This is a genomic window from Ruegeria sp. AA6 (genome assembly GCF_056542865.1).
This window is the reverse complement of record NZ_JBQGAN010000004.1, coordinates 41,251-59,717: the sequence shown is the minus strand read 5'-3', so window position 1 is coordinate 59,717 and position 18,467 is coordinate 41,251. Positions and strand designations below refer to the sequence as shown.

The window sequence follows — 18,467 nt, the reverse complement described above, 5'->3', positions numbered from 1 at the left end:
ATGATCCGTTTTTTGATCCCCGCCGCGCTGCTGGCCCCGCTTGCAGCCTGCGACCAACCAACAGAAGACACCGTCGGGCTTGCCAACCCCGCCGCAACCTTCTGCGTTGAAAAGGGCGGCACCTACGACATCGTCGACGGTGCCGACGGGCAGACCGGAACCTGCACCCTGCCCGACGGATCGTCTCAGGACGCGTGGGAGTATTTCCGTGCCGAGAACATGGGCTGAGCTTAAAAGCTTAACACTCGGCTTTCCGTGATCACCATATCCAGCGGCTGATCGGTGGGTTCCAGCGGCAGCCCTTGGGCCTCTTGCGCGTCAAAGGCAAAGCCGATGGCCAGGGTCGGGCGTTTAGCGCGTAACTCTTCCAGCGTGCGGTCATAAAAGCCGCCGCCATAGCCCAGCCGCCCGCCCTGCGCATCAAAAGCCACAAGCGGGACGATCAGAATCTCAGGATCGAAATAATCATCGACCTCGGGCACCTTGGCTCCGAACGGACCGTCTTTCAACGCGCCATCGGGTGTCCAGCGCGAGAACTTCAACGGCTGCCCTGCGGCCTGAATCACCGGAACACCGACCGGGCCATAGGCCGATGCCTCGGCCATCGCTGCCAGTGGGTCAATCTCGGTTCTGATTGGCATATAGCCCGACAAGGGCACACCGCGATGTCCGGCCAGAACCTCTGACAAACGCCTAGCTGCTCCGGGCAGGCGTGTATCAAACGCAGCCTTACGGCGCGCGAATGCCGCCCTGCGCGCAGCGGCTTTGATTTCGGTCAGATCGGTCACAGTAGCACCACGCTGGCAAGCCCAAGAAAGATGAAGAACCCCATGACATCCGTGGTGGTCGTCACAAAAGTTCCCGAAGCCAGCGCAGGGTCGACGCCCAGACGGTCCAGCACCACCGGTACTACCGTACCTGCAAAGCCCGCGATCACCATGTTCACGACCAAGGCCGATCCGATCACGACACCCAGCATCGGAGAATCGAACCACATCATACCCACCGTCCCCAGCACGATGGCAAAACACAGCCCGTTCAGCATCCCCACCAGCAATTCCCGCCGGATTACGCGCATGACGTTGGCGTTGGTCAGGTCGCGCGTTGCCAAAGCCCGCACGGCCACTGTCAGCGATTGCGTCCCCGCATTGCCGCCCATCGACGCCACGATCGGCATCAGAATCGCCAGCGCCACCAATTGATCAATCGCCGCCTCGAACTGCGAGATCACCAGCGACGCGCAAATCGCCGTGCACAGATTCACCGCCAGCCACGGCAAGCGCCGCCGACTGGTCGCGGCCACACTGTCCGAGATCGAGCTTTCGTCGCTCACACCCGCAAGGCGCAGGATGTCTTCTTCGTGTTCTTCATCCAAAACCACCATAGCATCGTCGATGGTGATCACACCGACCAGACGCCCATCCGCATCCACCACCGGGGCCGAAATCAGGTGATATTGGTTAAAGGCGTATGCCACGTCTTCCTCGTCCTGATCGACGGGGATGGAGTGGAATTCTTCTTCGGCGATGTCGTGCAGGGGCACCTCACGCCGCGTCGCCATCAACTTGCCCAACGTGACCTGAGCCACAGGCTTCAGTCGCGGATCGACCAGAACGACGTGATAGAATTGCTCGGGCAGATCGTCGTTGGCGCGCATGAAGTCGATGGCTTGCCCCACCGACCAATGCTCGGGTGCCATGACGACTTCGCGCTGCATAAGACGACCGGCAGAATTCTCGGGGTATGACAGCGCCTGCTCTGCCGCGATCCGTTCGGAATCCTCTAGCGCATCAAGGATGGCCTCTTGCTGCGGTTCTTCGAGGTCTTCCAGCAGGTCGACGACATCGTCGCTTTCCATCTCGCGTACGGCATCGGCCAGAATGTCGGGCTTTAGGATGCCAATGATCTCTTCGCGGACCGCCTCATCCAGTTCCGACAGAATATCGCCGTCGAACTCCTTGTCGTACAGACGGATCAGGCGCGCGCGGTCATACGGATTGATCTGCTCAAGAAGGTCGGCGATGTCGGCCGGGTGCAGCGGCTCCATCAGCTCAACCAGCTTGTCGCGGTCGTCTACATCAACGGCATAGAGGATGGCCGCGACTGTCTTGCGATCCAGCGCATAGACGTCCTCGTCACTGGTCGACTCGGTTACGGGTTCATCAAAGCCTGTCGTCATGTCTGCCCCCGTTTCTTCGGTCATTGTCCCCTAATTAGAAGAAGCAGCTACCGGAAAACAATGACAATGCGGCGATTTACCCGCAAGTTTCGCCCGCCTATGCTGTTTCGCAGTCCCATACAGGCGGAGATGAATGAAAATGGCGCAAAAAACGCTGCTGAAAGGGCGTGTTCTGAGTTTCATCGGTTCCCCATTCGAGGGTGAGCCGACCGAGGCCGTGAAAATCAGCGAGGCGGTTCTGATCGAAGACGGCCGCATTTCCGCCGTGGCGGATGCCGACAGCCTGCGTGCAGACCACCCGGACGCCGAGGTTGTGGATCACGGCCAGCATGTGATCATGGCCGGGTTCGTGGACGCGCATGTGCACTACCCGCAGACCGCCATGATCGCCAGTTGGGGCAAGCGTCTGATCGACTGGTTAAACACCTATACCTTCCCGGAAGAGATGAAGTTCGGCGACCTCGCCTATGCCTCTGAGATTGCCAACCGATATCTTGACCTGACGGCAGCGCACGGCACGACGACGATGTGCAGTTTCTGCACCATCCATCCTGAAAGCGTCGATGCTTTTTTCACCGCCGCCCAAGCGCGCAATCAGCGTGTGGTTGCGGGTAAAACCTGCATGGACCGCAACGCGCCCGAAGGGCTGAGGGACACAGCGCAGACGGCCTATGACCAATCTCAGGCGCTGTTGGAGAAATGGCATGGCGTCGATCGTCTGTCCTACGCCATCACCCCGCGGTTTTCGCCCACGTCGACGCCAGAACAGCTTGAGGCGATGGGCGCTCTTTGGGCCGAGCATCCGCATTGTCTGATGCAAACGCACCTCAGCGAACAGACGGACGAGATTGCCTGGGTCAGAGAGCTTTTTCCCGAAGCGCGCGATTATTTGGACACCTATGAAAAGTTCGGCCTGCTGGGCGCGAATGGCGTTTACGGCCATGTCATCCATCTGGAATCGCGAGAACGCGACCGGTTGCGAGAGGTCGACGCGTCGCTGATCCACTGCCCGACCTCGAACACTTTTATCGGTTCGGGTCTGTTCGACATGGACGGTCTGATGCGAGACGGGCATCGTGTTGGTCTGGCGACAGATACAGGCGGCGGGTCCAGTTTTTCAATGCTGCATACCATGGCCTCAGCCTATGAGATCGGCCAACTGCGCGGCGCACCGTTGCATGCGGCGCAATTATTGTGGCTTGGCACTGTCGGATCGGCGCGTTCCCTGCGGCTGGAAGACAGCATCGGCAACGTCGCGTCGGGGATGGAGGCCGATCTGATCGTGCTCAATCTGGCCTCAACCCCGGCCATCGCTCAGCGCGAAGCGTGCGCTGAAGACCTGTGGGAGGCCATCTTCCCCACCATCATGATGGGCGATGACCGGGCGATCGCCGAAGTTTGGATCGCCGGTCAACGCGTCAGCATCTAAGCTTGTAAAGCAAGAGCCAACTGGTTCTGCCGCTCGATCACGCGAGGCATGTCCAATGTGGTGACATGCCCATCGCGCACGATCTGGCGGCCTTCAACGAAAAGATGCTTAACTTTAAGCGGCCCGGCCAGCAGTAATGCTGCCGGGTCCCAACTGCCTGCACTTTCGATACAGCCTGTGTCCCAGACAGCGATGTCGGCCCGCTTGCCGGGTTCCAGACGCCCGCAGTCTGTGCGGTTCAGCACATCAGCTCCGCCGCGCGTAGCGATCTCCAACGCCTCGCGCGAGGACATTGCATCCGCACCATTGGCGACCCGTTGCAGCAACATGGCCTGGCGCGCTTCAAGGATCATGTTGCCAATGTCGTTGCTGGCAGAACCATCCGCCCCCAGCCCTACCGTCACACCCCGATCCCGCATGGCGCGCACCGGCGCAATGCCCGATCCCAAGCGACAATTGGAACAGGGGCAATGCGCGACACCGGTTTGGGTTCTGGCAAACAAGTCGATTTCCGCCTTGTCTAGCTTGACGCAATGGGCATGCCAGACGTCAGAGCCCGTCCAACCCAGTTCCTCGGCATACTGCCCCGGACGGCATCCGAACTGCGACTGGGAATAGGCAATATCCTCGTCATTCTCAGCCAGGTGGGTGTGCAACATCACGCCTTTGTCTCGGGCCAAAAGCGCCGTATCACGCATCAGGTCCCGGCTAACCGAAAACGGCGAACACGGCGCCAGACCGACCCGACACATCGCGCCTTCACTTGGATCATGAAACGCATCAACCACGCGGATCATGTCGTCCAGAATCGCTTGCTCTGCTTCAACCAAAGCATCCGGCGGCAGACCGCCGTCGCTCTCACCGATGCTCATCGCGCCCCGCGTTGGCTGAAAGCGTATGCCAATCTCGGCTGCTGCGGCAATCGTGTCATCCAGACGCGCGCCGTTCGGGTACATGTACAAATGGTCGGAACTGAGCGTGCAGCCGGACAAGGCCAGTTCGGCCAGCCCGATCTGGGCCGAGACATACATCTCTTCCGGTCCAAAGCGCGACCAGATGGGATAAAGCGTCTTGAGCCAGCCAAACAGCAGCGCATCCTGCCCGCCGGGCACCGCGCGGGTTAGGGTTTGATACAGGTGATGGTGGGTGTTCACCAAACCCGGCGTCACCACACAACCAGAGGCGTCATGGATTTGTCCGGTCGTTTGCAGTCCGTGGCCAATTTGTTCGATCCGCCCACCACGGATCAGGATGTCTGCGCGTGAAAGCTCGCGGCGCGTGTCGTCCATCGTCAGGATGGTATCTGCGTTTTTAATCAGGATTTCGGTCATTCCGCCCCCTTGCATCCGCCCGTTTCGTGCAAGAAGGCAAGGGCTGGCGGAAAACGGGCATAAGAACCAGCCGGGTTGAGCGTACCTGACCACCCGCGCCCAAACAACCGATTTCAGTGGTTGCGCAGAATCTCCAGAGCCGCCGCGTGCAGATCCGCATTCGCAGCGGCCAGCACCCGCCCGCCCTCATGGGCCGGTTGCCCCTGCCAGTTGGTCACTATGCCACCTGCAGCTTCGATCACGCCAATGGGTGCCTGAATGTCATAAGCGTTCAGGCCAGCCTCAATCACCAGATCAATCTGCCCAGCGGCCAACAGAGCATAGGCATAACAGTCCATGCCATATCGGGTCAGCTTGACTTGCTTGGTAACGGCCTCAAACCCTGCCCTGTCCTCGGGAGTGCCAACCTCGGGAAACGTTGTGAACAGAATCGCTTGATCCAGACTGGAGGTGAAGCGGGTCTGTAGCGGCATCGCGCCGGTCGGGCCGGTTGACTGTGCAACTTCCGCAGATCCGACAAAACGCTCACCAATATAGGGTTGATCAATGACGCCCAGAATCGGTCCATTCTGATCGCTGAGCGCTATCAAAACGCCCCAAGTGGGCGTTCCGCTTATGAACCCTCGTGTGCCATCGATTGGGTCCAAGACCCATGTCCGGCCACTGACACCCTGAACCTGGCCGAACTCCTCGCCAAAGATGCCATCCTCGGGACGGTGTCTGGCCAAGACTTCTCGCATGGCCTTTTCGGCATTACGGTCTGCGACCGTAACCGGGTCGAAGCCTTCGGTCAGCTTATTGGATGTTTCAAGGTTGGATTGTCTGAAAAACGGAAGAATAGCCGTGCGTGCAGCATCGGCCATTTCTTCGGCTACTTCCAGATCGCTTAAAGAAGTCTCTCGCATGCGCTACCCGTGCGGTTCACGCGTACCAGAGTCAACCCTGTTGGCTCAGGCGACGTCGCTCAGTACGCGGGCGAGTTCAAATAGACGGCGACGTTGGTTTTCTGGAATCGCATAGTAGGACCGAACCAGATCCAAGGCTTCTTTGTCGCCCATCAAATCGGCAGGCACCGATTTTTTGCCGCTCGTTTCCTTCTCAGATTCTTCCAGACCCTCGAAGAAAAAGCTTACAGGAACGTCCAGCGCTTCGGCGATATCCCAAAGACGCGACGCGCTTATCCGGTTGGCCCCCGTTTCGTATTTTTGGATCTGTTGAAACTTAATACCAACTTGTTGCGCCAACTGCTGTTGTGTCATGCCAATCAGCCAGCGGCGGTGCCTGACGCGCTTCCCCACATGGACGTCAACGTGATGGGTCATTGGTATTCTCCTCTACTACACACACAACCAATTCGGGTGTGCGATGTATATACTCTACCGCAACACTAGCGAGACGCCCTTAACCACTCCCTAATCAGGACGAAACCCCCAAATCAGCACCTCAAACAATATCGCGCTTTTTTGGCTTTTTTTCAACCCGGTTGAATCTGATTTGACAGGCAAAGGATTATGGTTGTGCCCTTTCCGTCCAGCACACGCACTTGCCGTTAGGGAAGCATTGCGCGCACGCCACAACACCTTTCCAGCACCATGAGGTAAACGATTGACAAATTCCAGTCGGCGCGAGCCTATGCAAAAAACTACAGGAGGGCGACCATGCTGGCCTACAGAATTCAAGCCGAGGGCATATCTGCCCGGATATGCGATATCGACCTGCCTCATCCGCAAGAAGGTCAGGTCCGGGTTGCCATAAAAGCCTGTGGATTAAACTTTGCTGATCTGCTGATGCAGAAAGGAACCTATCAGGACACCCCCGCTGCCCCGTTCACGCAAGGCATGGAAATTGCGGGTATCGTTGATGAGGTTGGCCCCGGTGTCTCGCACTTGGCAGCAGGTGACCGCATCGCCGTATACTCAGGCCAGGGCGGTCTGGCCGAATATGGTGTTTTTGACGCCGACCGCGCAATTCCGCTGCCCGACACCGTCAGCTTTGAAGACGCTGCCGCTATTCAGATCGCCTATGGCACCAGTCACATCGCTCTGGACCATCGCGCCCGGCTGCAATCTGGTGAGACCCTTCTGGTCACAGGTGCCGCAGGTGGCGTTGGCCTGACAGCGGTCGAGATCGGAAAGCTCATGGGGGCAACTGTCATTGCTCAAGCCCGAGGCGCAGAAAAGCTGGCCGTCGCTAAAGCCGCAGGTGCAGATCACCTGATTGATGCGTCCGAAGATTTAAGAACGCGTGTCAAGGAACTGGGCGGGGCAGACGTTGTCTATGACGCCATTGGGGGCGATGTGTTCAAAGCCGCCTTCCGCGCCACAAACCCCGAGGGCCGCCTGCTGCCAATCGGCTTTGCAGGCGGAGATGTACCGCAGTTTCCAGCCAACCATCTGCTGGTCAAGAACCTGACCGTCATCGGCTTTTATATCGGTGGTTACCTGAGTTTTCGCCCTCAGATCGTGCGGGACAGTTTTGACACACTTTTTTGCTGGTGCGCCGAAGGGCGGATCAAACCACATATCAGCCATGTGCTGCCCTTGTCGGACGCCGAAAAAGGTCTGCAACTGCTTCGCGACCGTACGGCGACCGGCAAGGTTATTATCACGCCCTAACCGACGACCGCCTTCAGAGGCGCGCTGCCGAGCAAACGGAAGTTCTGGCGCACCAAGGTTGCGAGCGCCTCGACCAGAGGGCCGCGTCCGGATTCGCCGCCATACAGGTTGATCATGTGCGCGGGCAATACGGGCAAGACGCCGCCATCATCGATCTGCACCAAGTGCGCAGCCTCGGTGCCATCCAGCATCGCGTGAATGGCGAGGTCCGCGGATACGGTCGCCTCGATTGTACGATCGTTTTCGGTTTCGACTGACAATTCCCACGGTATGCCGGCCTCATCCAATGCTGCGATCATCTGTGGGCGGAACATGCAGCGGCGGCCTACCGCAATGGGAATCGGTCGCTTGCGCCATGCCGATCCACCCGGCGCACCGATCCAGCGCAGCGGAAGTTCCGCAACGGTTTCCGAACCCTCGCCACCGTTGGCTTCAGTTGTAAGGATAAGATCGCATTCACCACGCTTGTACATTTCTTTCAACTGCAACGAATAGGAAGACACCAGCTGCACGCGTACCCGTGGGAAATCCACGTTGAACCGCTGCAGTACGCGCGGAATCACCGGGTAAACGATGTCGTGGGGCACACCCAGAACGACCTCTCCCTCAAATGCTTGATCGGTGAGTTTCGAGATCACCTCATCATTCAGTGCAATCATACGGCGGGCATAGGCCAGCAGCTGATCCCCTGATGCCGTCAGTGCAATGGTTCGACCGCTGCGATCCAACAGTTCGAGGCCCAACAACTCCTCAAGGCGTTTCAACTGCATCGAAACGGCGGATTGGGTCAGGTGCAGGAAACCGGCCGCACGCGTCACGCCACCTTGATCCGCCACCGCCACGAACGACCGCAAAGTCGTAATGTCCAAATTGCGCATCTTCACGATTCCTTATGGATCACTTCAAAAACATTCATTTTTAAAATGTGTCATAACGCGCCATATAAATCAAGGAAGTTGATGAGAGATCAAGAACTCATCGAAAACTGAATAAAGGACAATAATTATGACCCAACTAGCCGTTCATAGACCCTGCCGTCCGCGCCGACGCTTTGGCTTGACCATGTTGTGGAATGCGCTGTTACTGCACCGCCAGCGCCGAACACTTGCAAGGCTGGATGCTCGGGCGCTTGAGGATATCGGAATCACCCGCGAACAAGCCGAGGCCGAGGCATCACGACCGCTGTGGGACGCCCCGGAATTCTGGCAAAAGTGACTTTCAGATGAATCTTTATGTACCGAATGGCGACCCGCTGCCGCAGGTCGCCATTTTTGTTGCGACTTTTAACCGGTTTCCGTCGCTAAAACCTTGAAACACGGCCCACAGTTGCCGATATTTGCGAGGAACGGGGTCTGATTTTCGGGCCACGACAAGAATTATGTGAAGGGAGACCCTTAATGGCACAATTTGACACGATCCGGACGGCGGCCGGCGCGCGCGCTGCCCAGATCCATGAGGGCCTACGCGCCCATATGAATAAAGTCTACGGAACGATGTCCGTAGGCATGCTGATCACGGCGCTCGCCGCGTGGGCGATTGCCGGTCTTGCTGTGACTGCGGACCCGACTGCCACCGGCATTCAAATCGGAACAGATCGCTACCTGACCGGTTTGGGGCAGACGCTGTTTCTGACTCCGCTCAAGTGGGTTGTGATGTTCGCACCGCTTGGCTTCCTGCTGTTTGGCTGGGGCGCCCTAATGCGGCGCGGCTCTGCCGCTGCGGTCCAACTGGGCTTCTTCGTCTTCGCCGCTGTAATGGGCGTGTCGATGAGCTCAATCTTCTTGGTCTTCACCCCCTACTCGATCACACAGACCTTCCTGGTGACCGCTATTGCATTCGCTGGCCTGAGCCTGTTCGGCTACACCACCAAGCGTGACCTGAGCGGCATGGGTACCTTCTTGATCATGGGTGTGATCGGTCTGTTGGTGGCAATGGTGATCAACCTGTTCTTGCAATCCGGCCCGATGATGCTGGCGATCTCGGCCATTGGCCTCTTGATCTTTGCTGGCCTGACGGCGTTCTACACCCAGGACATCAAGAACACCTACGTTGCACACGCAACGCACGGCGATCAGGAATGGCTGGACAAGGCAGCGATTGATGGCGCGTTGAGCCTGTACATCTCGTTCCTGAACATGTTCCAGTTCCTGCTGATGTTCATGGGGCAGCAAGAATAACGCGACGCGTTGATATTCTGAACAATTGGGGCGGGTCGGAAACGACCCGCCCTTTTTTATGGCCTGCCGCCTTCATGTATCCCCCAAACCCCTTTGCAGCGGTGGAACATAGAGAAAGGCCTCGCCATTTCGGACGAGGCCTTCAAGAAAAAAGGGGGGGGGCTGTCTCAGCTACAGTTCAGCGCGATGGCGAAGCCCGAGCTACTACGGGAAGAGCCCTTGCGATACACATCACCCGCAGGCAAACACCCGGTGAACTGCTCCGCGTTTTGGCCAAATCTTGCGCCAATCGCGTTGTCGACACGCGTCGAATTGTTCTCGGTGCGCAGAACGCCATAGAGATTACCGTTAACGCTGACCGTGCTCAGGAACAGGTTTGTATCTAGTCCGGTCAGGACCACCGAGTTACTGTCACTGCGGCCACCATTGTCAATCGCGACGCGGGCAACTTTCTCTGGATCAGTTTCATCTGTTACAACCGGCACAGCAGGAATTTCTGCCAGTTCGGCTGGTACATTGGTTGCGGGTGGAAGGAAGGCCACAGCACCAGGTACATCAGACAGTGTACGCGGTTCCCCATCAATTCCCGTGAAGCCGATACCCTCGCGGTTATACGGGTCTTCGCAGGCAGCTAGGGCCAGGATGGTCAGTGTGGATAACAAGATTTTTTTCATGACGGCCAACATTTTGGATCGAGTTGTTGAAGCGTAGAGGTAAGCCATTCCAAAAAGCAACCCACCGCAAACCCGATAGCCTTAATCGCTGATGCTTCGTTGCAACGGCACCAATCGTCGCCCTACCTGACCATCGCCCTGCAACAGCCCAAAGAAAAAGGGCTCTGCCGAGGCAGAACCCTTTAAACTTGTCCAAGGTCAATGGCAGATTACTTAATCTTGCCTTCCTTGTACTCGACATGCTTCCGAACAACCGGATCGTATTTACGAACGGTCATTTTCTCGGTCATGGTGCGAGCATTTTTCTTGGTCACGTAGAAGTGGCCCGTGCCCGCGGTCGAGTTCAGACGTATCTTGATTGTCGTCGGCTTCGCCATGGTTATCTCCTGCGTCCGAAAAGGCAGGGGCCTTTCGGTTGAATTCCTATGAGCGTGCGCTTTTACCCGGTCGCGCGGCTGAGTCAACCGGATTCCGTCTGCAAAGCGCACAAAACCTGCGTTCCACACCTGACCCTGGTTTGGAGCGCTCACGGATCTGTGATAAGGTCGTCCAATTACACCCAATAAAGAAGCCGAGATCAGGCTCGTTTCCCGAGGTGCCGGGAACAGGCGAAACCCTCTGTCAGCAGAGTTTAAGCGTATGTTTATTTGGGGGGCTGTTATGACAGAATGGAAGTTTCAGGCCGAAGAATTGGTCAATTGCAATTGCAACTACGGTTGCCCTTGCCAGTTCAGTGTCCTTCCAACTCATGGTGGATGCGAGGCCGTCATCGTCTACGACATTCAATCCGGCAGCTATGGCAATACCGATCTTGCTGGAGTGCGCGCAGCGACTGTTTATCACTGGCCCGGCGCAATTCACGAAGGCAATGGCCAGATGCAACTGATCATAGACGAAAGCGCATCCGTCGATCAGAAAGCTGCCATTCAAGCTATTATGACCGGTGAAGACACTGACGAGATGGCGACAGTCTGGTACGTCTTTAGCGCTATGTCTCCGACCAAGCATGAAACCCTTTATGCCCCGATCGAGGTAAATTGGGATCGTGAAGAGCGCATGGGATACGCCAAGGTTTCAGGCATATTCGATGTAGAGGTTACCCCGATCCCGCACATCGTTTCCGGGGCACCTCACCGGGCCTCAATTCATCTGCCCAACGGGTTCGAGTACCGGCACGCAGAAGCCGCCTCAGGGACCGCGAAAACGACCGGAGGCGCGATCAACCTGGCCTTTGACGCGACTCACGCCCACTTGGCGCACCTCAACATTTCAGGCCACGGCGTCCTGGACGCGTAACTGGGGGTAAACATGTCTATGACCCCTTCCCGCCCTAGTGTGGTGGATCGCGTACTGCGGCGTGACAACGGCATCGTTCTGTTCTGCGTCCTGCTGATCGTACTCGGCGCCTCTTGGTATACGGTTGCCGGAATTGGCATGAACATGTCCGCAGTTGACATGACCCGTATGGCTGGGCCGATCGGGGAGCCAATGCTAATGGCTGGCGAGACTCAGTGGACGCCAGCTTACGCGATTCTGATTTTTCTTATGTGGTGGGTCATGATGATTGCAATGATGACCCCCAGCGCCGCACCCACCGTTTTGCTTTTCACTGCCATCAAACGGATGGGACCGGATAAAGGCCGCACACCCAGGCTCAGCCTTTTTTTCCTGGCCGGCTATCTGGTTGCATGGGCTGTATTCAGCGCCATTGCAACGGGGGCGCAATGGGGCCTTGAACTGATCGAATTGTCGGATGGCCCCATGATGACCATACGTTCAAAAGCATTTGCTGGAGGCGTTTTGATCGCAGCGGGGCTGTATCAACTGTCCAACCTGAAATCCGCTTGCCTGCGCCATTGCCGAAGCCCTGCCCAATTTTTGGCAGATCACATCCGGCCAGGAGTCTATGGGGCATTTCGCATCGGTGCGATCCACGGCGCGTATTGCCTGGGTTGCTGCTGGGCACTGATGTTGTTGCTGTTCGTAGGGGGTGTGATGAACCTGTACTGGATCGTCGGTATCGCCATCTATGTCGCGCTAGAAAAGCTGTTACCCCAGGCGCGGTGGCTGGTTCCTCTCACCGGTTTCGCTCTGATTGCTACGGGTATTTGGCTTGTCGCTGCTCCGGTAGTTGCGGCAGGCTGACACGTAATTAAAGGCCGATGGACCGGCCGAATTACAGGTCCTGCATCAACTTTTAAGGAGGTTCAAATGGCAACTTTCATTACCTACGCATCCTATTCGACGGCAGGCGTTAAAGGCATGCTGAAAAAGCCCGCCGACCGCACTGGCGCGGTAAGGGCGTTGTTGAAAAAGGCCGGCGGCAAGCTTGTGGCGTTCTACATGACCACAGGGGATAATGACGTTGTCGTTATCAGCGAAGCGCCAGACAGCACCGATGCGGTTGCCATCAGCATGGCGGTTGCAGCGTCGGGGGCGGTGTCCAATGTGCAAACGGTTCAGGCTTGGAAGGCGAAAGATTTCGTAGCGATTACGAAAAAGGCTGCCAAACTGACTGGCGCCTATGCACCGCCGGGCAACTGATCGGAATATACGCGCGGAGGGCCTGTAAGCCGGATCTTGTTCCGGGGTTACCCCCTTCGATGACCATTCCTCTAGGCCGTGCATTGCTGCGCGGCTCAAGCTGCCAACCCGGTCCCTCTCGGCCAAGACGCGCTTAGCGGTGGTATCGGCTGACGCCGACCTGCCCGCGCGGGGACCCTATTTGGCATTGCTCCCGGTGGGGCTTGCCGTGCCGCCGCTGTTGCCAGCGGCGCGGTGGGCTCTTACCCCACCGTTTCACCCTTACCTCGTTTTGCCAGAGGCGAACCTCTAACGAGACGAGGCGGTCTGATTTCTGTGGCGCTTTCCGTCGGGTTACCCCGCCCGGGCGTTACCCGGCACCGTTGTCTTGTGGAGTCCGGACTTTCCTCTCGGGCTTACGCCCCAGCGGCCATCCGGCCCTCCGCGCATTCGGGTGGGTATGCCGTGGACCCGGCAGCGTCAAGGGGGGGATAGGGTTGTGAAGGGGTCAGCCCCTTCTTGGCCTGCGGCCAATTCAACCCCGGGGTATTTTTGGCAAGATGAAGCGCGGATCGGGTTTATTCGGTCAGCGGCGCGAGATCGGCGGGTTCCAGAGGGCCTTTGGCCCAAGGGCGGTATCTGAGGCGAACGGCGGCAAGAAGCGTGCAGTCGTCCGCCTCCGCAGTATAGCCTGCGGATTGCGCCATGGCACGGAAGGTGTCCATATGCGCTGTCCGCGGAGCGCCTTGACTACGCGGACCAGCAAGACCCAGATGTTCTAGCCTTTGCCAAGGGAATCGGGGACCGGGGTCGGATTTACGGCCCGGTGCCATGTCGGAATGTCCGATGACGTGTTCAGGGGAAAGTGACCACCGTTCCGAGATTTGATGCAGCAGTGCCTCCAATACGGTCAACAGCGGTTCCGAGAATGGATGTGACCCGGTGTTGTCCAACTCAATCCCAATTGAACGCGAATTGATATCGGTTCGCCCGCGCCATTCCCCGGCCCCGGCGTGCCATGCGCGGTCTTCTTCGCGCACCATCTGCCAGAGCGTACCATCGGCACCGATCAAATAGTGGGCTGAGACCTCATACGCAGGATCGCACAGCCGATCCAATGCGGCTTGAGCGCTTTCCATAGCCGTATAGTGCAACACGATCAGCGAAGGCGTCAGGCCGTCCCTGCGCTCGCCATAGTTGGGCGAAGGGTGCCAGATCGGCGTCAGTGATTCAGTTGCTGACGGCACTGCGGAACGGGCTGGGATCCCAGCCGCAGGCGTAGCCGTCGCCATCCGGGTCAAGACCCTTGCGATCCCGCTGAGGACCGCCATTAGACAGGAACTCAATCTGAGCCTGATCGGCTGACGGGAACCGGGCGCAGTTGCGTTGTGCTTTGGCCTGCAGATTAAAGCCCGCGCGGCTGTAAAGCTGGGTTCCAACAGGGTTGGACGTATTCAGCGCGTATTGCACGATGTTGGGTTGCCCATCTGTACCACGCTGAGGCACGGCAGTTGGCGTCACGACTTCGTAGGTCTGGCGATTTTGTTCAACCAACGCGGCATCGTCTGCGATGCTTCGACGGCCTGAGACTGCTTCGAAATCCTGCTCGTCGGAAATCCCGTTATTGATCGGATCTTCAACGGGGGACGGTTCGACGACCCTTTGACCGGACGTGCTGGCCAGCGCGGCCGCTGTTGCCGAAGCCAGGTCGGCATTCTCTCCGCTCGGCAATGGGGCACCCTCACCCGGAGCACCCAACTGCTGTTCGGACACTTCGACAGGACCAAGCAAAGGATTTCCAGTATACCCCTGCCCGGTCAACTGAGCCTCACGCTGGGCTTGATAGGTGGGCGTATTGAAATCCGTGCCACCTACCGGAGCCACAGTGTTGCAGGCGGCCACAAAACCGATTGCGGGGATCAGAAGTGTAAAGCGCATACAACTGCTCCGTCTTCCGTTGTTTTGCCTGAGCTGAGGATTACCACCATTTGCCCGGCTTGGCCACAAAACCGGCGGCGTTTTCCAGCGCATAAGCGGTGTTGAGCAGATCGCCCTCTTCCCATGGACGCCCAATTAATTGGAGACCAAGCGGCAAGCCTTGCTTATCCAGACCGGCAGGCACCGAAACCCCCGGTAGACCCGCAAGGTTCACAGTCACTGTAAAGACGTCGTTCAGATACATCTGTACTGGATCGGCCTCGGTCATTTCACCCAGACCAAATGACGCCGAAGGGGTGGCCGGGGTCAGGATGGCGTCAACACCTGCAGCGAAGACGTCTTCGAAGTCTTTCTTGATCAGCGTCCGAACGCGGCGCGCTCGGTTGTAATAGGCGTCGTAGAAACCGGCCGATAGAACATAAGTGCCGACCATGACCCGGCGCTGCACCTCGTGACCGAAGCCTTCGGCGCGGGTTTTCTCGTACATTTCGGTGATGCCGTCGCCCTGCGCCAGTTGCGCGCGGCGGCCATAGCGGACACCATCATAGCGAGCAAGGTTCGAGGATGCCTCAGCAGGCGCAATCACGTAATAGGCTGGCAGCGCGTATTTGGTGTGAGGCAGTGAGATATCGACGATCTCGGCACCCGCAGCTTTCAGCATCTCGGCACCATCAGCCCAGAGCTTTTCGATCTCAGCGGACATGCCATCCATACGGTACTCTTTCGGGATACCGATCTTCTTGCCTTTGATGTCGCCGGTCAGCATCGCCTCAAAATTCGGGACGGCCAGCTCGGCGCTGGTCGAATCCTTTGGATCGTGACCGCACATGGTTTCAAGCATGATGGCCGCATCGCGCACGTTCTTGGTCATCGGACCAGCCTGATCCAGCGAGGATGCAAACGCCACGATGCCCCAGCGCGAGCAGCGGCCATAGGTCGGCTTGATGCCGGTAATGCCGGTGAACGCGGCAGGCTGGCGGATCGAACCGCCCGTATCGGTGCCGGTTGCGGCCAGACACAGGTCCGCCGCCACAGCAGAAGCCGAACCACCCGACGAACCGCCCGGTGTCAGCTGCGCATCGTCATTGCCACGACGCCACGGGCTGACCGCGTTGCCATATACGGATGTTTCGTTGGACGAGCCCATGGCGAATTCGTCCATATTAAGCTTACCCAGCATAACGGCACCAGCATCTGCCAGTTGCTGAGACACGGTGGATTCGTATTCCGGCTTGAACCCTTCCAGAATTTTTGATGCTGCCTGCGAAGGCACACCCTTGGTGCAGAACAGATCCTTGATGCCGATCGGCAGACCGCACATCGACGGCGCTTCGCCGCCTTTGATCCGCTCATCCGCAGCCTTGGCGCGTTCAAGCGCGATTTCGGGCGTCTTGTGCACGAATGCGTTCAGCGCGTCGGCCTCATCAATAGCCTTCAGGCAGGATTCGGTCAGCTCGACCGAGGTCACCTCACCCTTACGCAGCGCGTCGCGGGCCTCGGCCAGGCCCAGTTTGTTCAGATCGCTCATGTCTTACTCCACCACTTTGGGGACTGCGAAAAAGCCTTCGCGCGCGTCGGGGGCATTGGCCAGAACCTTGTCTTGCTGATTTCCGTCGGTGACCACATCCGCACGACGTTTCAGGCGCATAGGCTCGACCGAGACCATCGGCTCAACGCCTTCGACATCCACTTCGTTCAGTTGCTCGATAAACCCAAGGATAGTGTTGAACTCGGACGCCAGCGCGGGCAGCGCGTCATCCTCGACCTTGATCCGGGCCAGTTTGGCCACCTTGGCGGCGGTGCTTTGGTCAATCGACATCGGAAAACCTCATATGCGTTAGGGGGCATTTACCTGTCCGCCGCCGCAGTCGCAAGAGCATGGAAGACTGGATTTGCCCCGTTTCGCCCCGACGGCGCGGGCAGCCATTCAAATGTGAATATCCCATATGCGCAAAAGTAAACCACTTAGTTCAGTTCACGCCTTGAAAAACTAAACTGCGCGGTTCATTTCGTATTGCACGGCACAGCCAAAACGGAGAAAGACAATGAAAACCCTCATCACCGCAGCCCTATTGACCGCAACCGTTCTGAGCACCCCAGCCATGGCCTTCGGCGTACCGACAAGCAATCTGATCCCGAACCTGACTTTCCCCGAACCTGTTCAACAACCGGTCACCAAGGGCCAAACCAACCCGAGCAAATAACTTGAATGATGTCGCCGGGCCGAACACCCCCTCCGGCCCGGCTGGGATGCAAAAGACTGCTGCATCTCTGACAACCAGCCGCTACGATGGCAGTAACTAACACGCCGGACTGTATCGCAAATCCGGCAAGCCAACGGAGCGGAAGATGAGCGCACGCAAGCAAGCAGTTCTGGACGCAATTGATGCGGCCAACAGGCAAGACCCCAACTTAGACAGTGGCGAGCCGGTCGAGCTGCTTTATGGCCAGCGCATGAGTTCCGAGATGGATCGACTGTTCCCTGAAGCTTCGGACATTTTGCAGATCGCCGCGCGTGGGCAGCATGTGGAACGCTGGAAACTGGCGCGCAGTGAATACCCAGAAGGCCGCGCGGGATATCTGGCCTGGCGAAAGGCGCAGGGTGTGCATCACGCCGAGGTTGTCATGGGAATGATGGCAGACGCGGGCTATGATGCGGATGACATTGAAACGGCCGGGCGGATGCTGCGCAAACAGGGCATCAAGCGGGATGACGAGGTTCAGGCGCTGGAAGATGTGATCTGTTTCGTGTTCCTCAAATGGTACTTCGCACCGTTCGCGGAAAAGCACTCAGCCGAGAAAATCCAAAGCATCGTCGAAAAGACCGCGCGCAAGATGTCGGCGGAAGGCCGGGCGCGCGTGCTCTCCGAATTCGACTTGCCCGACCATCTGGCTGTCGCGTTTCAGGACTGAGGCGCGCGGACCATGTGCCGCCGATAGACCTCGATCATCCAGCCCAGCATGGTGGCGTTCAGAATGTGCCACATGAAATGAGTGCCCAGCGGGATCTGTGCGCAAATGGGTTCGTCCAATGCGCGGAAGGTGATCGAGGCGATCAGGATCACCGCTCCGACGGCCAGACCTTGGGCGGTCTCCGGCACCCGATTACGCAGCAGAAACGCGTAGATCAGGATCAGCAGAGGCACCGGGGCATAGGCGGATGATCCGCCAAGCCCGGGAACGAACTGAAACAGTGGAATCGTTGCAGCGGCGTAGGGGATGAACAGGCCCGTCAGCAGAGCGGCGGGGAGTGGCCGCATTTGCCAGACGTCGCGGTTAATCCCGAAAATATAGACAAGGATGTACAACAGGATTGGCGCAACATCTGCCATCGCGGCCCAAACCTGCGCGTGGGTGTGGAACAGATAGCTGCCAACGCCGATGGCCGCCAGAATTACCACCAGCGCCATTGCCAACGGCATCCCCTGCCCGCGCACGCGCCGCCACATGATGAAAGCAGCAATCAAAAACGCCGCGTTTGTCACGGCGTTGATGGGTTCGGCCCAATAGGCGGGCGTCAGACGCTCGCAATAGCCGTCAATTTCCTGAAACCAGTCCATGAACTTTTACATAACCGATGCTAAGTTGATGCCAACAGTTT

General features: G+C 58.0%; 23 protein-coding genes and 1 other RNA gene. 10 read left to right on the top strand and 14 right to left on the bottom strand.

Features of this window, described 5'->3' with window-relative positions; all coding sequences use genetic code 11:
• Positions 1-228 carry a putative hemolysin gene (locus ACR0LN_RS07555; RefSeq protein ID WP_480428795.1) on the top strand — a complete coding sequence of 76 codons (228 nt, stop codon included), beginning with the start codon at positions 1-3 and terminating at the stop codon, positions 226-228.
• 2 nt (positions 229-230) lie between these two features.
• Here the strand turns inward: ACR0LN_RS07555 and ACR0LN_RS07550 are convergent, their stop codons facing one another.
• Together ACR0LN_RS07550 and mgtE are read right to left on the bottom strand one after the other, a co-directional pair.
• Complete coding sequence (locus tag ACR0LN_RS07550; protein ID WP_480428793.1) at positions 231-788, bottom strand: 5-formyltetrahydrofolate cyclo-ligase; 558 nt, start codon at positions 786-788, stop codon at positions 231-233.
• Positions 785-2,179 carry a magnesium transporter gene (gene mgtE / locus ACR0LN_RS07545; protein ID WP_480429062.1) on the bottom strand — a complete coding sequence of 465 codons (1,395 nt, stop codon included), beginning with the start codon at positions 2,177-2,179 and terminating at the stop codon, positions 785-787. The genes ACR0LN_RS07550 and mgtE overlap by 4 nt, the downstream gene beginning before the upstream one ends.
• 139 nt (positions 2,180-2,318) lie before the next feature.
• On the opposite strand from mgtE, the gene guaD reads away from it, so the two are divergent.
• Positions 2,319-3,608, top strand: a complete 1,290-nt coding sequence (gene guaD, locus ACR0LN_RS07540; protein WP_480428792.1) for a guanine deaminase — start codon at positions 2,319-2,321, stop codon at positions 3,606-3,608.
• Here guaD and ACR0LN_RS07535 read toward each other — a convergent pair.
• The 3 genes from ACR0LN_RS07535 to ACR0LN_RS07525 all read right to left on the bottom strand — a co-directional run bounded on the left by ACR0LN_RS07535 (position 3,605) and on the right by ACR0LN_RS07525 (position 6,261).
• Positions 3,605-4,939 (bottom strand): 8-oxoguanine deaminase, encoded by a 1,335-nt coding sequence (locus tag ACR0LN_RS07535; RefSeq protein ID WP_480428790.1) that lies wholly within the window; start codon positions 4,937-4,939, stop codon positions 3,605-3,607. The two genes, guaD and ACR0LN_RS07535, sit on opposite strands and share 4 nt — an antisense overlap.
• Before the next feature lie 113 nt (positions 4,940-5,052).
• Complete coding sequence (gene hisN / locus ACR0LN_RS07530) at positions 5,053-5,844, bottom strand: histidinol-phosphatase (protein WP_480428789.1); 792 nt, start codon at positions 5,842-5,844, stop codon at positions 5,053-5,055.
• A 45-nt stretch (positions 5,845-5,889) separates the two neighbouring features.
• Positions 5,890-6,261 (bottom strand): helix-turn-helix domain-containing protein, encoded by a 372-nt coding sequence (locus ACR0LN_RS07525; RefSeq protein WP_480428787.1) that lies wholly within the window; start codon positions 6,259-6,261, stop codon positions 5,890-5,892.
• Between the two features lie 336 nt (positions 6,262-6,597).
• Here ACR0LN_RS07525 and ACR0LN_RS07520 point away from each other — a divergent pair, with 336 nt between their 5' ends.
• Entirely contained in the window at positions 6,598-7,554 is a 957-nt protein-coding gene (locus tag ACR0LN_RS07520) for an NADPH:quinone oxidoreductase family protein (RefSeq protein ID WP_480428786.1), read from the top strand.
• On the opposite strand, the gene ACR0LN_RS07515 is transcribed toward ACR0LN_RS07520, so the two are convergent.
• Positions 7,551-8,432 carry a LysR family transcriptional regulator gene (locus ACR0LN_RS07515; RefSeq protein WP_480428785.1) on the bottom strand — a complete coding sequence of 294 codons (882 nt, stop codon included), beginning with the start codon at positions 8,430-8,432 and terminating at the stop codon, positions 7,551-7,553. The genes ACR0LN_RS07520 and ACR0LN_RS07515 overlap by 4 nt on opposite strands.
• 127 nt (positions 8,433-8,559) lie before the next feature.
• Here ACR0LN_RS07515 and ACR0LN_RS07510 point away from each other — a divergent pair, with 127 nt between their 5' ends.
• Complete coding sequence (locus ACR0LN_RS07510) at positions 8,560-8,769, top strand: DUF1127 domain-containing protein (RefSeq protein WP_480428784.1); 210 nt, start codon at positions 8,560-8,562, stop codon at positions 8,767-8,769.
• A gap of 182 nt (positions 8,770-8,951) precedes the next feature.
• Positions 8,952-9,731: a Bax inhibitor-1/YccA family protein gene (locus tag ACR0LN_RS07505; RefSeq protein WP_480428783.1), complete on the top strand. Its 780-nt coding sequence runs from the start codon at positions 8,952-8,954 to the stop codon at positions 9,729-9,731.
• A gap of 167 nt (positions 9,732-9,898) precedes the next feature.
• Here ACR0LN_RS07505 and ACR0LN_RS07500 read toward each other — a convergent pair whose 3' ends face one another.
• Together ACR0LN_RS07500 and rpmG are read right to left on the bottom strand one after the other, a co-directional pair.
• A complete protein-coding gene (locus tag ACR0LN_RS07500) occupies positions 9,899-10,405 on the bottom strand; it encodes a hypothetical protein (protein ID WP_480428782.1) in 507 nt (168 codons plus the stop codon).
• Between the two features lie 209 nt (positions 10,406-10,614).
• The gene (rpmG, locus tag ACR0LN_RS07495) at positions 10,615-10,782 is read right to left on the bottom strand and encodes a 50S ribosomal protein L33 (protein ID WP_007799108.1); all 168 of its coding nucleotides are present in this window, start codon (positions 10,780-10,782) and stop codon (positions 10,615-10,617) included.
• A 283-nt stretch (positions 10,783-11,065) separates the two neighbouring features.
• On the opposite strand from rpmG, the gene ACR0LN_RS07490 reads away from it, so the two are divergent.
• The 3 genes from ACR0LN_RS07490 (at position 11,066) to ACR0LN_RS07480 (ending at position 12,949) form a co-directional block, all read left to right on the top strand.
• On the top strand, positions 11,066-11,701 hold the full coding sequence (locus ACR0LN_RS07490) for a DUF1326 domain-containing protein (RefSeq protein ID WP_480428780.1): 636 nt from the start codon (positions 11,066-11,068) through the stop codon (positions 11,699-11,701).
• A gap of 12 nt (positions 11,702-11,713) precedes the next feature.
• On the top strand, positions 11,714-12,550 hold the full coding sequence (locus ACR0LN_RS07485; RefSeq protein ID WP_480428779.1) for a DUF2182 domain-containing protein: 837 nt from the start codon (positions 11,714-11,716) through the stop codon (positions 12,548-12,550).
• 66 nt (positions 12,551-12,616) lie between these two features.
• On the top strand, positions 12,617-12,949 hold the full coding sequence (locus tag ACR0LN_RS07480) for a GYD domain-containing protein (RefSeq protein WP_480428777.1): 333 nt from the start codon (positions 12,617-12,619) through the stop codon (positions 12,947-12,949).
• A gap of 9 nt (positions 12,950-12,958) precedes the next feature.
• Here ACR0LN_RS07480 and rnpB read toward each other — a convergent pair.
• From rnpB to gatC, 5 genes are all read right to left on the bottom strand, one after another.
• Positions 12,959-13,374, bottom strand: an RNA gene (gene rnpB, locus ACR0LN_RS07475) — RNase P RNA component class A.
• 132 nt (positions 13,375-13,506) lie between these two features.
• Positions 13,507-14,220: an N-acetylmuramoyl-L-alanine amidase gene (locus ACR0LN_RS07470; RefSeq protein WP_480428775.1), complete on the bottom strand. Its 714-nt coding sequence runs from the start codon at positions 14,218-14,220 to the stop codon at positions 13,507-13,509.
• Positions 14,159-14,866 carry a hypothetical protein gene (locus ACR0LN_RS07465; RefSeq protein ID WP_480428774.1) on the bottom strand — a complete coding sequence of 236 codons (708 nt, stop codon included), beginning with the start codon at positions 14,864-14,866 and terminating at the stop codon, positions 14,159-14,161. Before ACR0LN_RS07465 ends, ACR0LN_RS07470 begins: the two co-directional genes overlap by 62 nt.
• A gap of 40 nt (positions 14,867-14,906) precedes the next feature.
• Positions 14,907-16,394: an Asp-tRNA(Asn)/Glu-tRNA(Gln) amidotransferase subunit GatA gene (gene gatA / locus ACR0LN_RS07460; RefSeq protein ID WP_480428772.1), complete on the bottom strand. Its 1,488-nt coding sequence runs from the start codon at positions 16,392-16,394 to the stop codon at positions 14,907-14,909.
• Positions 16,395-16,397: 3 nt separating this feature from the next.
• Positions 16,398-16,685 (bottom strand): Asp-tRNA(Asn)/Glu-tRNA(Gln) amidotransferase subunit GatC, encoded by a 288-nt coding sequence (gene gatC, locus ACR0LN_RS07455; protein WP_480428771.1) that lies wholly within the window; start codon positions 16,683-16,685, stop codon positions 16,398-16,400.
• Positions 16,686-16,911: 226 nt separating this feature from the next.
• Here gatC and ACR0LN_RS07450 point away from each other — a divergent pair, with 226 nt between their 5' ends.
• Complete coding sequence (locus ACR0LN_RS07450) at positions 16,912-17,070, top strand: hypothetical protein (protein ID WP_480428770.1); 159 nt, start codon at positions 16,912-16,914, stop codon at positions 17,068-17,070.
• A gap of 145 nt (positions 17,071-17,215) precedes the next feature.
• Entirely contained in the window at positions 17,216-17,779 is a 564-nt protein-coding gene (locus ACR0LN_RS07445; RefSeq protein ID WP_480428769.1) for a DUF4202 domain-containing protein, read from the top strand.
• Here ACR0LN_RS07445 and ACR0LN_RS07440 read toward each other — a convergent pair.
• Positions 17,770-18,426: a ceramidase domain-containing protein gene (locus ACR0LN_RS07440; RefSeq protein ID WP_480428768.1), complete on the bottom strand. Its 657-nt coding sequence runs from the start codon at positions 18,424-18,426 to the stop codon at positions 17,770-17,772. The two genes, ACR0LN_RS07445 and ACR0LN_RS07440, sit on opposite strands and share 10 nt — an antisense overlap.
• Between the last annotated feature and the right edge of the window lie 41 nt (positions 18,427-18,467).